This is a genomic window from Halarsenatibacter silvermanii (genome assembly GCF_900103135.1).
Lineage (GTDB): Bacteria > Bacillota > Halanaerobiia > Halanaerobiales > Halarsenatibacteraceae > Halarsenatibacter > Halarsenatibacter silvermanii.
Map to the genome: position 1 here is coordinate 17,915 of NZ_FNGO01000027.1, position 15,111 is coordinate 33,025.

Genomic DNA, 15,111 nt, shown 5'->3' on the forward strand with positions numbered 1-15,111 from the left:
AGCTTATCTTTCATAATTACTTAACAGGGCCAAACTTTTAGTTAATTAATCACTTTTCAACTTAGCTTTCTTCAATAATCTAAAAACTCAATCCATTTTCTAACTATATTATTCACAGAAAAATCCTGTACTCTTTTTGAAGATTGATTCACGTACTTTCCCCTTAATTCATCATATCCAAAAACTTCTATAATAGTTTCAGCCATTATTTTCTCATTTTTTGTTATTTCATCAGTATGAAAATATTTATTACCATCAAAAACGGGCACCAATATTCCATACTCACCATATTCTTTTTCATTAATTCTATACTCAATGTTGTCGCATAAAATTTCCCTGGGCCCTGCTAAACAATCTGTAGAAACTATCGGCAAACCACAGGCCATAGCTTCTAGCACCACATTTCCAAAGCCTTCATATAACGATGAAAAAACAAAAATATCGGCATTATATAAGTATTTAAAGGGGTTTTCTTTAAACCCTAAAAAATGAACTGAGTCAGATAAATCCAACTTTTCAGCAAGTTCTTCTAAATACCCTTTTAAATTACCTTTGCCCAATATCACTAGTTGTGCATTTTTTACTGATTGCTTAACTTGCTTAAATGATCTAATTAAATGCCATTGGCCTTTTTGGGTAACCAAACGACCAACATTAATCACAACAGGGTTATTAAATATATTTTTTTCATTTGGAGGTATTTTTTTATGTTTCTCTTTGTTTATCATATCTAAATTGCATATATTGTATATTACCTCTATCAAACTCTCATCAATATTAAAATTGTCAATTAAATCTTTTTTTACGCCTTTAGAAATAGCAACAATATTGTCAGCTTTATTATATAAGCTTTTTATTAATATTTTATAAATCAAACCTCTTTTCCCAGAAAGACTATAACTTCTCATATTCCTAACTGATAAAACTTTCTTTCCTTCACCAACTAAAATATTATTCAAGTTGGCATTTGGCAGAAAACTCAAGGTTATATCGGGTTTGATCTGTTTTAAGATATTATTAATATTTTTGGTTTGCACAATATTTTTAAACAATCTGCCTTTCTTATTATCACAATCTCCAGCGATGTGTAAGTTTCCATTATAAGGATAAGTAACATCTTTTCTATACAAAACAATATGGATATCAAATTTTTGATGTGCTGCCTGAGAAAGGTTAGAAACTATTCTTTGAGCACCACCATTTGATAAAGTTGGTATTATTATAGCTAGTTTCTTTTTCATAGGAATCCTCTTTCTATTTTAATGCTATTTAAGGCTGGTTCCTTATCTAAATTTTAATTAATGTGATACGTTAGTGACATTACAAAAAGCAATTTAGAGAAATTTTAATTAAACAGGGACTTATTATTTATGGCAAAATTATAGCTTCAGATTTTTCAACTTTATGCAATGCAATAAAAAATTAAAGCTATATTGAAGACTTAAAAACATTATATGCAGTCCAAAGCCACTTAGATATAAATGACTTTTTAATTGATTGCTCGCCAATTTTCTTTTTTATATTCATTTGTTATTTTCCATTTTCTACCCATTTCAAAATCAAGTTTTTTCGGTGTGAATTTTTCCATACCGGAACCATGATAGTTAGTTAGTTCACCGAAATAAATTTTTCCATTTACTAAGTATAAATCAACTCGAATTGCATCAAAATCTTCTCCTAACTTTTCAGCTAAACTTATCATTTCAGTTAATTGCGATGGCTGCTCGATGCAAGGGCCTTGAGGATATTTTAAAGAACCATCTATATATTCCCAGTCCGGCCAAAATAAAGATCTTTTATGCTCTTCTTCTTTGTTATGTCTATCAATATCAACTTGTATAAAAGCACATGCTCCATTAAATATAAAAAATTTGTAGTCTTCGGGTATCATCCCGTTTTTAGTTTTAAGTAATCTTTCAATAATTATTCTTCTGTTAATTGGTTGATATGCCCATTCACGTTTATGTAATCCCTGTGGGGTATTTAACCATCTTTTGCATTTATTTAATATTATTTTTTTGTCAAACTTATTTTTGTTTTCAACAATAAGATTTTTTCCAGAACCATGATTGGCTTTAATTATAAATTCATTTGGAAGGTCCACAAAAGGAATCTTTTGTGGTTCCTTAGTTTCATACAACAATGGCACTAATACCTCTTCTGCTTTATTATTTCCAAGTTTTGATTTCAAATATTTTCTAACCCTATATTTATCCTCTACTACCGGTAATAGATCATTCCTGTCAAAAATTTTTTTACACACAATTTTTTCATTAAATGATTTTGGGTTATTTAAATCCAATTTGTATCCATGAGCTGCATAAAACTTCTTTCTTTCAAATTTATAGTTCAAAACTTCACCTATCTTGAGATACAAATATTTCCAATAAAAAACTCTGAGCTTATATAAGACATTATATATTTTGATGTTTTCTTTAGCAATTCGTTTTAAATTCTTTTTTAATTTACTAATCACTCTTTCACCTCAATATCTCCAAAATTATTTTGAAGCCAATTTTTATACTTGTTAAAATCAAGCACAACGTTTCTTAAAAATTCTATATACATATTTTTCTTTTTTTCAATTGTTTTATCAGACACAATTAAATGCACAAACCTTTCAATTAGAGCAAATCTAATCATTTGCGATATATCATGATTTTCTAATACATTAATATCACTTTTTTTGTATTTTTTTATAAATTCAATTATAATTTCATAGTTTATTTTTATATTTTTTGCTTTTTGATTAATAGCTAAATGAATTACATCAATAAATAAATAAAGTATATTTCTTGTTATAATTGCTGTTTCCAAATCATACAAATATTTTTTATCATTTTTGTCTTTTGCAATATTTTGAGCATCATTATGAATTATAAATTTATTGTTACTTTTAGGCGGAAAAACAAGGCACGAGAAAATAACTTTTATTAATTTAAAATTTTCTCTTAAGCTCAGACTCCTAAAAATTTTGCCTTTTAAAATTCTCCGAATAGTTTTATATAAAGGTGAAAATTTTATATTTATAAATATCTCACTATATTTTGGCATAGAATTAATAAAATTATTTTTTATTGGCAAAGTCTGCAGAGAGAAAAATATATCAATTTGTCTATTAATTTCAATCTCTATATTATGCAAATGAAATTTTCCATCTAAATACTCAAAAATAATATAATCTTTATAATTTGTATCTTCAATTTTCAATAACTCAAAAGGAAGATCATCTTGCTTATATAAATTATAATACATATGACTTTCATTTATTATTTTCAAATTCTTAAATAAACTATTTTTGTCTGCCTTTTTTATAACATATTTATTATCGTTTTCGGCAGTTATTTTGTATAGATTACCCTTACCTTTTATTTTCTCATAAGAAGAAATATTTATATTTTTTTCTTTGCAAATTTCCAAAATTTTATTATCAGCAATATTATCCAAACGGGAAAACTCCTATTCTACTCTGTTATTAATTATATCTCTGTAAATTCCCAACCATTCTTCTGCTACATTTTCTCTGCCATATATATTTAACATGTTTCTTCTGATCCATTTGATCTTTTTCAAATCGAAACCACTTATTATTATTTCTTTCATTTTCTTGCTCATTTCCACATGGTCATCCTTTTCAACCAATTTAATGCCTTCAACATTTTTAGATATTTCTTCAGGACCGCCTGACTTAGTTGCAACAACAAAACAACCACGTGCTAAAGCCTCAATGATTGGAACTCCAAAAGACTCATTATATGAACATTGAAGCAAAATTTTTGATTTGGTTAAATATTGACAGATAACCTCTTTTTGTTTAAAGCCATGAAATTTCACTTTTCCACTTAAGTTTAATTGATTAGTTAAATTTTTTAAATCTTTTTCTTTATCTCCCTTCCCGAAAATTTCTAGTTTTGAATTAGGGAACTCTTTTTGAAATAAATTAAAAGCCTTTATACCCATTGATACATTTTTGTTATCATCCAATCTTGAAACTATAGTTAATAAGTGATTTTTATTGCTTTTAATTTCTGGGTCTTCTATTGGTTTTTCATAAATCTTTGATACAAAGTTAGGAACTACTTTTATTTTATCAGCATTAACCAAAGGTTTAATAGTCTTATTCATTTGATTTGAAACCGGACATATCTTAGCAGCTTTATTGTATACTTTTTTAAGTCTTTTCTTTTCTCCTGAGGAAATATTGCCTGTCAAATAAATAGGATTATGTTCCATTACTATATAGGGAATAGAATATTTATCATTAATTTTTAAAGCTAATTCCCCTGCCCCCCTACCTGAATGACAGTGTAATAAATCAGGTTTCCCGTACTCCCCAATATATTCTTGAAACAATTCAAACATGTATTTTTGCCATTTACTGTCTTTATTTCTTTTATTAGTTGGAATTAAAAAAAATTTATTTTTCCATTTTAAATTTATCTGTTTTTTCCCAAAAACCACCTCGTCATATTTACCTTTAGTAAAATATAGAAAAGGAAATTTATTTTTCTTTTTTATTCTGCGTTGCTGTACAAATATTAACCCACTGTTTAATGAGTGATTATTTAATAAATTAACTAAATCTATAATGTATGTCCCACTGGGCTTATGAGAATATCTAGGCAAAGATAAGGGTATATGTAAAATATGCATAATTTCACCTCTATTTTTTAATCTCATCAACCCTGCCATTCAGTATAGGTTTAATTGTTGTCTCGGGAGTTATTTTATCAATATCTGTATTTTTTAACCCAATCTATATATTGCTTGTGTCATATAGTAACTATTACTGGCATTTTTAAATCCCAAAATTTTAGCAATTGCAAATTTGTGATAACCATCTAACCCGCTTTTTATAATTTCCCCATTTCTTGTTACACATACACTTACATTTTTTTAATAGATGAATTTAACTTATAGCCGTTTTTTTGAATATCTTCAAAAACACATTCTAAACTCGAATCTGTTACTTTTACAAACTTTTTAAAGTTATCATCAGATAAATTGTCCCTCTATATCATAGAACATTTACCTGCCTTATACTTATTATATCGCTCAAAATATATAGTATCTTGCCAGTTTTTATTTTCACCCGAGTTCCACAGTGCTTATGTAAAAAAAGTTTTTATCCCGTTTAATTTGACAGGATAGAAACCCATTTTGGAATGAGATATTGCTGTATCTATGATTTAGCTTCCATATCTAGATATTTTGGAGGTCTGCCAACCCCCATTGCATTGAAGGAGCTCAAGCTGATGAGGATTGAATCCTGTCATTTTTTTCACCGTGCCAGAATCAAAAGAAAAATCTCCTGCTCTAATCCGGGAGAGTTTTTTTCTGACCTTTCAGCAGGTTTTTGCTGTTTCATTTTCAATCACTCTAACCAAAAGCATTCCTAACCAGCAGAGCTTAACGTGGGAGCAAATTCTATCCTCCGTTCGATAATACATAGGTTTAATTTCCAGATTACTCTTTATGCCGAGGAAGACATCCTCTATATCTACCAGCTGTTTGTATCTTAAGGCCACATACTCAGCCGAAAGTTTATCATCAGAAGTTTCGATAAGGTATTTCCCATCATATCGGGCATATTCGCGAGTTTGTCCTTTATCAAGTGTTAGTGTTCCATCTTTGAGCTGACGCAAATAGCGACAATAAACTGAATATGAGCTCAGGTCACACATCTTTTTAGTGTGATTTTCGTCCTCCTGACTCAAGGATTTAAAGTTTCGCTTCTTCTCCGTTTCCGTGGGTGAAAAATTAGGTTTTACCAGGGAAGGCCTGATTAATATTTATCAAAAACAGTGCATTAAATTAAGGCTAAAATTTATATAATCTATAAAAACGTAAAAGAACTTTTCTTGAATATACACTTAACAATAAATTTAATTTTTCTCCTTCTAGACAATATATTTCTTCTTAATGGAAAAGATTTATATTTTCTATATACCCACCAACCTAAATTAGCTGACTTATAACAAACTTTGAACCATCTTTTATTTATTTCCCTTTTAAGACTATCTTTTTCATAATCTCTGTGTTTTAATAAAAAATTATACAATTTTATCAAATCATTTTCTATTCTATTTATTAAATCTTTGCTTTTTTTCTCATTGATATAAAAAGTGGATAAATTTAAATTCAAATCTAAGTTACTTAATGTTTTTTTATATATTTTAATTTTATTTTTTTCATGGTTTTTAGGATTTAACTTTCTATTACTTTTTTCATGTACTCTGTATTTTACTAATGGCTTTGGAATGTTTTTTATTTTAAAATGTTTTATACATCTTTTCCATAATTCCTTATCTTGAGACGTATCAAATTTCTCATTGTAAAATAAATTATGTTTTTTCATTTTTTTCAAATTCATCATTACACTAGGATGTATTAAAGGGTTGCCAAACAATAGGTTAGCTTTAATGTCTGAAAATTTAGTTGGGCGCTTCATTATATTTTTTTCTACAATTCTTCGTAAATTGTTTTTCTCATAAATTTTTTTAGCCCATGTTCCCACTATACCACATTCTGTATTTTTCTCCATAAAACTAAATTGTTCGCTCAATCTATTTGGCTTACTTATATCATCAGAATCCATTCTAGCCAAATATTTAGTTTCCGCAATCTTCATTCCCTTGTTTAAGCTACATGGCAAACCCATATTTTTCTTATTATTTACTAATCTAATTCTATTATCATCATATGACTTAATTATTTCTTCACTTTGATCTGTAGAGCCATCATTTATTATCAAAAATTCTATGTTAGAATAATTTTGGTCTAAAATGCTCTCAATTGCTTTTTCTAAATACTGTTCAGAGTTAAAAACAGGCATCAAAACTGTAATTTTAGACTTAATCAAGCCCCCTCCTTTCATTGGTGCCAACAGATATATAATTGATATCAATACTAATTATCTTTTCTTCCTATAAGAACGTTTTCTTCATTGACTATCCTTAAATCAAAATTATATTTTTTCAATATTTTTTTACAATCTTTCATAGTTTTTTCTCCTTTTCTTTCAGCACTAACATCAATAGTTACATAATTTAAATTTTCTAAAAGTCTCTGAGCCCCTTTTAAAATCTCTGGTTCCCCACCTTCAGCATCCATCTTTAAAATATCGATCTTATCTAATATTTCCTGGTCAAAAAAGCTATCAATTTTGCAAACCTTAACTTCAATTGCTTTTTCATAATTATCAAACTCGACTAATGATGAATCAGCTGTGTTAGATTGCAAATAAAATGTTTCTCTCCCGTTAAAATTACTAAATGCAATATCATATACTTCTGTTTTATTGAGATGCATCTTTAAATTTTCTTTTAAAGCATAATAAATTAGTGGGTCAGGTTCTATAGCTATGACTTTCTGAGCACCATTATCTAAAGCTACTAACGAAAATTCTCCTATATTTGCTCCAACATCGAGTATTTTTGAGCCTTCAAGCATATTATTAGAGTTCTGGGGAATATATTTGTTTAACATTTTTTTCTTTCCGTTTCTTATACCTGGCGCAATATTATTGCTAAGGTATCTTTTAGCAGCCCTTTCTATAGAAGGAATATAAATTTCTTCTTTGCATTTGTGATTAACACTATAGTCCTTCATTAAAATCAAATTTTTTTATATTCAAACTTTATGCCATCAATTCTAAATAAAAAATTACAAATTTTAAAGTAATACCTCTCAGATAATTTTTTTTCTATAGATTTTAAAAATTTATAAGATAAATAACGTCTAACTCTATTAATTGCACTCAAAAAACCCATCTCATTCACAGTATTACAAAATTTCTCGAATTTATTTCTTTTATTATAATCTTTCGTTTTATTATTTAGATCTTTTGTCATTTTTAACACCTTCCTTTTAAGGAGGCAATTACATTATACTTATAAAATTTGGAAGAGGCCTTAAGTACATCCAGTCTGAATTAATTATAAAAATTCAATTACAGTTTTAGAAATTGAACCGTCACTTACTCTGTTATGTTCAAATATTGTTATTGAACTTTAAATGAATTTATATAAGTCAAGTAAATCTGGGTGTTCTAAATATTTTCTAAGCTTCTTTTTTCTAGATAAATTAGACGCATATTTAATATTATCTCTAATATCCTGCCATTTTTTATGTCTTGCCAAAACTTTAACAGGTACTCTTTTCAAACCCAAAATTTTCGCAATGCTCAATCGATGCTGTCCTTCAAAATGCCAAATAAGCCCTCCGTATCTGCCTAAATTAATCTTGATTTCTCCAGGACTACTAAGCCAACTTTCTTTAGTTTCACTTGCAACATTTTTGCTTAATTTGTATCCTTTTTTTTGAATGTTTTCATACAACTTATCTATCAAAAAAAAATATTGATCAATCTTTTCTTTTCTTTTAAGAGTTCCATACTCTCCTCTTACGCGTAATTTATAATATTCTGTTTGCTCCCAAATTATTCCATCCACAAAGTGTTTTTTGAGCGACCTATATGGAATTCTCTCAGTAAATTTATTTAAATTTAAATCCCACTTTCCACTAAATATAACTCCTCTTTTATTAAGGGATGAATAGTATATAGAAGAATTAGTTTCAAAAACAATATCATCGGGATTAACCCATAAAATTTTATCTACAGTAGCATCGGTGTAACCTCTTATATGCATTTTAGAAAAATATGAGCGTTTAAACTTATTATTTATATATTTAAATATATCATTAATATCTTTATTCTTGATTTTTTTATAAATTTTTGAGTTTAACATAAAAAGTCCTTTCCTATGTTTTTTGGGTTCTTTTATTAAAGACCAAACAAAAAATTGTCCTTTAATTTTTTTACCTTTTCTCTCAGTTCGTCAATCATTTACTATTACAACCTATCACTTATCTACGTTAGCTAACAATTTGTTAAGCTAAATCATTCTGTAGTTCTTCCTTGGCAGAATTTCCTTCAGTGACTATTGAGTACCTCAGCCTAGCTCAGCAGCACTTCTCAATGAAATGATTTTAATCTTAGTGCAAATATATTTCACAAATTAAACATTCAAGTTATATTTTGATCTTCTTTAGTATACAATATTCAGCCTCATCACAATTCATCATTAAAATATCGCATTTTACTAATTTTTTTGCTTGATAGTACTGAGGCTCCTTCCATAATTTCCAGATTTTAAATCGGATTTTTCTTCCAAAAATATAGTATGTGCTTTTGGAGTTGATCTTTACAAACTATCTAACATTCCAAGCTCAAATATAATTATACTTTTTCATTTTCGCCTTGTTTAAATTGAATTTATCAGCTAACCTTATATTGTTATTTTTAAACTCATCAAATATCATTTTTCTTTCTTTAGAATTTGGTTTTCTGATGTTTTTCTCTCGTTTTTTGCGTCCTATTTTTCTATAAAAATATTTAGCTATAGGCTTTAACTTTTGAAGAGGTGAAATTTCGTATTTTCTGTATATATCCACCATTGTTTCGCCTAAAAGATTTTTTCTAGTTTTCCTTCTTAGCTTTCCAGACTTTGTCTTTTCTCTTTTCTTTTTATTGACATCATTAAAATGAGAAAGTAAATTCTTTTTATCTTTTTTTGTTAGGCCTAAAATCTTTGTGATTTCTTCAGCATAATCATTGATATCATGTTTGATATCTTCAAAAAATAAAATGTAAATATTTGCCCAACCAAAACAATCTGCATACTGACTTAATATATCAAAATAGTAAAATTGATTTAATTCTCCATTATAGTCTTTATTTATTTCACTTTTTAGAAAATCACTAAAGGTCTCATATTTCAAATAATTTTTATACCTAAAATAAATTTGGACAAAATAAGAGTAAATAATCTCAATTTGATTTCTTATGGTTACTAAGATTTTTAAATCAATGTTTTTTGAAAATAGATTTTTAAATCTCAGAGGAAAATATTGAGCCTGTAAATTTTGCTTAGTTTCTAAAGCATATTTCAAACTTGAACAAGTATACCATTCATCAGATATTAAATTTTTCTTACTTGAAATAAACTCTTTGTTTTCATGTTTAGGATTATAAATATTTTCACCCAGAATCAAATTCCTAAAGTGATGATTAAGTCTTTTCTTAGGCTTTACATTATAATCTTTACCAAAGTAATTAATTTTGCCCATTTCCCCTAACTTAGTGAAAAATGTTTGTAATGTTGAAGTTGCTGTTTTCGGATATCCGATATGAAATACTATCTCTTTACTCATTTTTAACCCCTTTTCAATCTATTTCCCTTTAATTTCTTTTCTGAAACATTATAATCCTCAACTCTAAAATCGTTTCTTATGCTCAAAATCACCTATTCGCCTTAGCCAGTGACCTAAAGGCCACATTATTCTGCAGCAGTTCCTCATAGCTGCCCTCTGCCACTATTCTACCCTTATCCATCATATACAACCTGTCACAGTTCTCCACCGTCTTGAATCTATGAGCTATAGTTATAAGCGTCTTGATCTCGGTTATTTCACTCAAAGACTGAATGATCTGCTGCTGTGTCCTGTTATCCAGCGAATTGGTGGCTTCATCTAATACCAGCACTTCGGGATCAAAGTAGAGAGCACGGGCTAACCCTATCCGCTGGCGTTGACCGCCGCTGAAGCAAACTCCCCTCTCTCCCAGCACCGTCTTATAGCTTTTTTCCAGCTCACCCTCAATAAATTCATGGATACTGGCTATTTTGGCAGCTTTCTTGACCTGCTCTATATCTATATCCTCTTCATCCACACCGAAGGCTATGTTGTTGATGATGGTATCATCGGTGATGAATATCTCCTGGGGCACATAACCTATCATGCTCTGCCAGGCCTCGATATTATCTCCTGTCAGGGGCAAACCATCAACCTTTATATCCCCGCTCTGGGGTTTTAACAGGCCCAGAATGATATCAACCAGTGTTGTCTTACCGGCCCCGGTCTCCCCCACAATACCCACCGACTCATATTTATCGACCTCCAGGTTCACACCTCTTATCGCCGGCCTGTCAGCCCGGGGATATGTAAAGGTGATATTATCCAGTTCCAGTTTATCCTCAAACATCAGGCTTTCTTCACTGTCAGAGCTGTTTACAGCTCTCACCATCCTGTGTTTCTGCTCTTCAAACTCGCGGTTGAACTCCTCGTGGATTAAATCCAGCACCGATTTGTTGAATCTGACTTTTGTGGCCGATCTAAAAACTTTATCCAATGAAGGCCGCAGGCGCAGGGCGGCGAAGGCAAAAAAACTGAGTATGGGTATGACATCATGTATGGTACCCTGCATGGTCATGAAATAAAGCGTTAATATCATGATACCGCCGAAGACTAAAACCTCCAGCAGATAGCGGGGTATTCTTCCTACTGCCTTGCTGTAAGCTCTATTGTCGGCCTCCTTTAAAGAATTCTCACGAAATTTATCCAGAAAATACTCTTCCCGGTCATTGATCTTAACATCCTTGATACCGTTGAATATCTCGCTCACATACTTATAGCGGTACTCATTGGCTTTTAACCTCTTATCACCGGCTATCTTTAACTTCATGCGCACATACAGGTAGATAGCCCCGTAGAGGCCCCCCATCACTACCAGGGCAAAGAAGGAGATAATGGGATTGACTATGAACATGGTGACGATTATGAACACTGCTATCAAACTATGAGTGAGTAGATCGGCCCCATAGCGAAGTATGTACTTGGACAGCTGCTTAACTTCCTGCACCACGTTCTTGGTCAGGTCTGAGCTGTTATGCTGTATGAAAAATGTATAGGGGCTGTAGGTGTATTTGCTTAATAGATCCATGGCCAGTTTATGGCTTTTACGCCAGATGAACTTGTTTTTGACCCAGACGGTGAATATGGAGATGGCATTGGTGATCAGTATAATCAAAAACATGGCAATACCGGCAAAATAGAGAAAGGACATGGTATCCTCAAAGGCAAAGGTGGTATAGACCCAGTTCATGATCTCATTTTCCTGCACCATCTCCGGGTTCATGAGAAGATCCATGAAGGGCAGCACAGAAACTACACCTATAGTCTGCGATAAAGCCATGATAAACACTAAAAACATAATACCGGCAATCTGCAGCCGCTCTTTTCTATTAAATAAAGATAATAGCTTCTTAAAGTCTCCGTACATTTATGTATCCCCCTGAAATCTACCCTATATTATCATATTGACTTCTGTTTCTACAACCAGCGTCATATCTATTTATTTTTTTACTTTACATTTTCTTGTAAATTACAATATTTTTCCTGAAATCTGTTCATTCTGTAAACACCTGTAATCAATATTCATTACAGATGACTGAATTCCTGCCTGCCAAACTATATCTAACAGCTGATTACCCAATCCTTGCAGCCGGTATACTGCTTGACCGGCTCTATATATCCGACAGTTTCAGCACATTACAGGCGGTTAACTCTTCTGTTTCTATCTCTTCCCGCAGTTCCGGGTTCCAGTAATAAACCACCGTGCCCCTGTCAGGAATTTCCTTGAGTTCCTCTTTTACTTCATACTCCAGACCCAGCTCAGCCAGCGTTGTTTCCACCAGCTCCCCCACCTCATCTTCTGCTCCATACAGGTAGATGCTGCGTCCGGCTTCTGCATCCTTTTGGGCTCTGTTTTTGACCGTCTGCCGCAGTTTTTTGATGGCCCGGTAGGATGATTGTATGTAATTAAGGGTGCGGGCGGTGAGTTTTTTTATGCCCCGGGGTGTGAGTATGTACTTCATGGAGGCCCCGGAAGCCCCCTCTATCTTGATCAGACCCTTGCTGACACATTTTTTTATCACGGCATTGATGGTGCCCAGGGACATATCGGTATGTTTTTCGATATCCCGCTGGGAAGGGTCATCCATATTGGCTAAAGCTTTCAGGACATCTATCTCTTTTTCTGCATCCATGGCTTTTAACACGCCCTGTTATCATAATATACGGCAAAATTTACTGTTATGCCCGAAAATATATCCCTGTTCAATTTTAAAACACCTATATAACCTATTATAGATAGCTGGCTTTATTCCTCCCCGATGGGAGAAATTTTCTCCTCTTCCGGTTTTAGCTTCAGACCATAAAAATCCCCGTCGGCCGCGGGCAGGTCCTGATTTATGCTCAACCACATCTCCAGCTGATCCGGCTGTATTACCGCACTCTGGATGTTTCTGTTATTGCCGATAGAATAAAAGCCATAATCCTCAATTTCAATCTGTTCCCGGTCATTAAGGATATCGATCACGTCCTGACGGTCCCTTCCGGCTGCTTCTGCCTCACTTTCCCCGGCTGTAAATTCTGCCAGGAGCTCCTCGGCTCTCTCCTGGCGAAACAGGCTGCTCTCGCGCAGAGTTTCATTTTCCAGCTCATTAAAGTGGTTGGCTGCTGCTATAAAGTTCTCCTCCCCGGCGGGCTTTCTGGTGTAAACTTCCGCTGGAGATATTTCAAAGATATAGGCCTGCCGGGACTTGGCTGCTGCCACCAGCAGATTATTCCCTATGGTCCGGGGGTTATCGCGCAGTAATTCTTCAGCCTCCTCCAGGCTGCCGGCGGTTTCCATTATCATCCGGTAAACAATTCCCGTAGGCACACCCTCCAGGGAGTTTTCTGGCGCCGGAGCCGTCAAACTGCCCAGGGCCAGCCCCTGCTGGTTCAGCCCGGTCAATACACCTATATAGCCGGGGAAATCAACGGCAGCAAACTGGCTGCCCTCCTCCGGTATATAATGGGTGACAACCTGTCTGTCATACATAATCTGCGGATAATAATAGTCCAGGTTTCTCCCCATCAACAGTTCATTTTCCCGCGTATTCTCTCCCCAGACGGCTATATTGGTACATCCCGCCAGATTAAACAGCTCGTCATAGACATTGAGCAGCAGAATATCATACAGGTCAGCCTCTGCCCCATCGGCAATCCCCTGCATTTCCCGGCGGAACCTGTCGGGAGTCTGTCCGAAGAAACTCAGGGCTGCCCGGCGCATATAAAACTCTGCCACAAGCCTCCGGGGCAGGCTCTCCTCCTGCAGGGCAAATGCTTCTTCATACATCAAGTCTATCAGCTCTGCAATCTCCTCTGACAGTAATGCCCCCTGCTGGTAGCCCATCTCATAGGGACTGCCCTCTACCCTGATCAGGTCCACCGGACCTATCTGAGATCTATTATCTTCCTCCACTGTAATCTCTTCCGCCTGTTCCTGTAAATCCTCATCCACCCTTAGGGGGTAGTTTAAATATAGATACCCCCCGGCCAAAACCGCCAGCACCATGATTAACAGGCCTAAAACCAGGATTTTTTTAGAAATGGGAACTCACTCCCGGAAACTTCTGTAGTCTGCGGGGAATAGTCTCCCACAATCTATATCGCTGCTCTCGCTCTCAAACTCAGTTCCATGAGAGCCAGATATACAGTGCCAAAACTTATCTGTTTTATTATAACATACATCCCTGTTTATTTCAGCATTTACACGCAGCCGCCGCAGGCAGATCTGCTGCCTGATAATTTATTGGCAAAAGTAAACAGCTGCCAATAAAAGCTATAGCTATTAGAAGCTTAATAACCCAATTTTGCTCAGTTGAAATATAAATATAAAATTTTTGCATAAAATACTTGAGTTCTGCAAACACATGTATTACAATTATGATATCAACAAAAAATAGCTGGAAACCAGTGGATTCAACAAATCATATTTGGATCTTCTTGTTATCAGTTGATAAATATCGTATAAGACCACTATCATAACAATAGTGGCTGGAAGATATAAAGCAAAGTGATACTCGAAATTTTTCGAAACTCAGGTTAAGTTCATGGCCAAAAAATAGTGTCCCCGGCTCAGGATGTGCCGGGCTGAGCGTGAGCTCAGGGACGAGCTCTCGCGAAGAGAGCGCAATTTTTTGGCCGAAAACTAAACGTAAGCCGGGGAAAAATTTCATTGTGAACGAAGCTTTATATCTTCCAGTACAACTAAATGAGGTTTTACACACCTATTAACCGAAGACAAGAAGATCCTCATATTTTTACATATAAAATCCAGATACAGCCAGGCCTTTCCATAATCCTGCTGAATGTGATATAATTTTAATACAGATAGGCGCGAAACTTAATGGCTTTTATAAAAGAAATTGTGAAAGAAGGGAA

Annotated in this window: 13 protein-coding genes; all 13 read right to left on the reverse strand. The window is 33.2% G+C overall.

The genetic code is table 11. The annotated features are described in order from the left end of the window. Nucleotides 1-71: 71 nt before the first annotated feature. Nucleotides 72-1,241 (reverse strand): glycosyltransferase, encoded by a 1,170-nt coding sequence (locus BLT15_RS11265; protein ID WP_089761809.1) that lies wholly within the window; start codon nucleotides 1,239-1,241, stop codon nucleotides 72-74. Between the two features lie 248 nt (nucleotides 1,242-1,489). Beyond that, entirely contained in the window at nucleotides 1,490-2,476 is a 987-nt protein-coding gene (locus BLT15_RS11270; protein ID WP_200769760.1) for an ATP-grasp fold amidoligase family protein, read from the reverse strand. Then, entirely contained in the window at nucleotides 2,473-3,447 is a 975-nt protein-coding gene (locus BLT15_RS11275) for a hypothetical protein (RefSeq protein ID WP_089761811.1), read from the reverse strand. Before BLT15_RS11275 ends, BLT15_RS11270 begins: the two co-directional genes overlap by 4 nt. Before the next feature lie 12 nt (nucleotides 3,448-3,459). Further along, complete coding sequence (locus tag BLT15_RS11280; protein ID WP_159429927.1) at nucleotides 3,460-4,680, reverse strand: glycosyltransferase; 1,221 nt, start codon at nucleotides 4,678-4,680, stop codon at nucleotides 3,460-3,462. A gap of 665 nt (nucleotides 4,681-5,345) precedes the next feature. After that, nucleotides 5,346-5,684, reverse strand: a complete 339-nt coding sequence (locus BLT15_RS11285) for a transposase (RefSeq protein WP_089761815.1) — start codon at nucleotides 5,682-5,684, stop codon at nucleotides 5,346-5,348. Between the two features lie 152 nt (nucleotides 5,685-5,836). Beyond that, nucleotides 5,837-6,862 (reverse strand): glycosyltransferase family 2 protein, encoded by a 1,026-nt coding sequence (locus BLT15_RS11290; protein WP_159429929.1) that lies wholly within the window; start codon nucleotides 6,860-6,862, stop codon nucleotides 5,837-5,839. 47 nt (nucleotides 6,863-6,909) lie between these two features. Beyond that, nucleotides 6,910-7,611 carry an FkbM family methyltransferase gene (locus BLT15_RS11295; protein ID WP_143423081.1) on the reverse strand — a complete coding sequence of 234 codons (702 nt, stop codon included), beginning with the start codon at nucleotides 7,609-7,611 and terminating at the stop codon, nucleotides 6,910-6,912. Nucleotides 7,612-7,616: 5 nt separating this feature from the next. Then, nucleotides 7,617-7,853, reverse strand: coding sequence for a hypothetical protein (locus BLT15_RS11300; protein ID WP_089761821.1), 237 nt, complete (start codon nucleotides 7,851-7,853; stop codon nucleotides 7,617-7,619). 159 nt (nucleotides 7,854-8,012) lie between these two features. Then, the gene (locus BLT15_RS11305; protein WP_089761824.1) at nucleotides 8,013-8,750 is read right to left on the reverse strand and encodes a hypothetical protein; all 738 of its coding nucleotides are present in this window, start codon (nucleotides 8,748-8,750) and stop codon (nucleotides 8,013-8,015) included. A gap of 481 nt (nucleotides 8,751-9,231) precedes the next feature. Beyond that, the gene (locus tag BLT15_RS11310) at nucleotides 9,232-10,215 is read right to left on the reverse strand and encodes a sulfotransferase domain-containing protein (RefSeq protein WP_089761826.1); all 984 of its coding nucleotides are present in this window, start codon (nucleotides 10,213-10,215) and stop codon (nucleotides 9,232-9,234) included. Between the two features lie 88 nt (nucleotides 10,216-10,303). After that, on the reverse strand, nucleotides 10,304-12,121 hold the full coding sequence (locus tag BLT15_RS11315) for an ABC transporter ATP-binding protein (protein WP_089761828.1): 1,818 nt from the start codon (nucleotides 12,119-12,121) through the stop codon (nucleotides 10,304-10,306). Between the two features lie 244 nt (nucleotides 12,122-12,365). Continuing rightward, a complete protein-coding gene (locus BLT15_RS11320) occupies nucleotides 12,366-12,887 on the reverse strand; it encodes a MarR family transcriptional regulator (protein WP_089761830.1) in 522 nt (173 codons plus the stop codon). Nucleotides 12,888-13,000: 113 nt separating this feature from the next. Continuing rightward, nucleotides 13,001-14,188 carry a C45 family autoproteolytic acyltransferase/hydrolase gene (locus BLT15_RS11325; RefSeq protein WP_159429930.1) on the reverse strand — a complete coding sequence of 396 codons (1,188 nt, stop codon included), beginning with the start codon at nucleotides 14,186-14,188 and terminating at the stop codon, nucleotides 13,001-13,003. Nucleotides 14,189-15,111 lie beyond the last annotated feature (923 nt).

Excerpts from the sequence above, each read along its gene's own strand:
- BLT15_RS11300 (WP_089761821.1), bottom strand. The coding sequence starts at position 7,853 with ATGACAAAAGATCTAAATAATAAAACGAAAGATTATAATAAAAGAAAT.
- BLT15_RS11280 (WP_159429927.1), bottom strand. The coding sequence starts at position 4,680 with ATGAGATTAAAAAATAGAGGTGAAATTATGCATATTTTACATATACCC.
- BLT15_RS11305 (WP_089761824.1), bottom strand. The coding sequence starts at position 8,750 with ATGTTAAACTCAAAAATTTATAAAAAAATCAAGAATAAAGATATTAAT.
- BLT15_RS11285 (WP_089761815.1), bottom strand. The coding sequence starts at position 5,684 with ATGTGTGACCTGAGCTCATATTCAGTTTATTGTCGCTATTTGCGTCAG.
- BLT15_RS11265 (WP_089761809.1), bottom strand. The coding sequence starts at position 1,241 with ATGAAAAAGAAACTAGCTATAATAATACCAACTTTATCAAATGGTGGT.
- BLT15_RS11315 (WP_089761828.1), bottom strand. The coding sequence starts at position 12,121 with ATGTACGGAGACTTTAAGAAGCTATTATCTTTATTTAATAGAAAAGAG.
- BLT15_RS11295 (WP_143423081.1), bottom strand. The coding sequence starts at position 7,611 with ATGAAGGACTATAGTGTTAATCACAAATGCAAAGAAGAAATTTATATT.
- BLT15_RS11320 (WP_089761830.1), bottom strand. The coding sequence starts at position 12,887 with ATGGATGCAGAAAAAGAGATAGATGTCCTGAAAGCTTTAGCCAATATG.
- BLT15_RS11310 (WP_089761826.1), bottom strand. The coding sequence starts at position 10,215 with ATGAGTAAAGAGATAGTATTTCATATCGGATATCCGAAAACAGCAACT.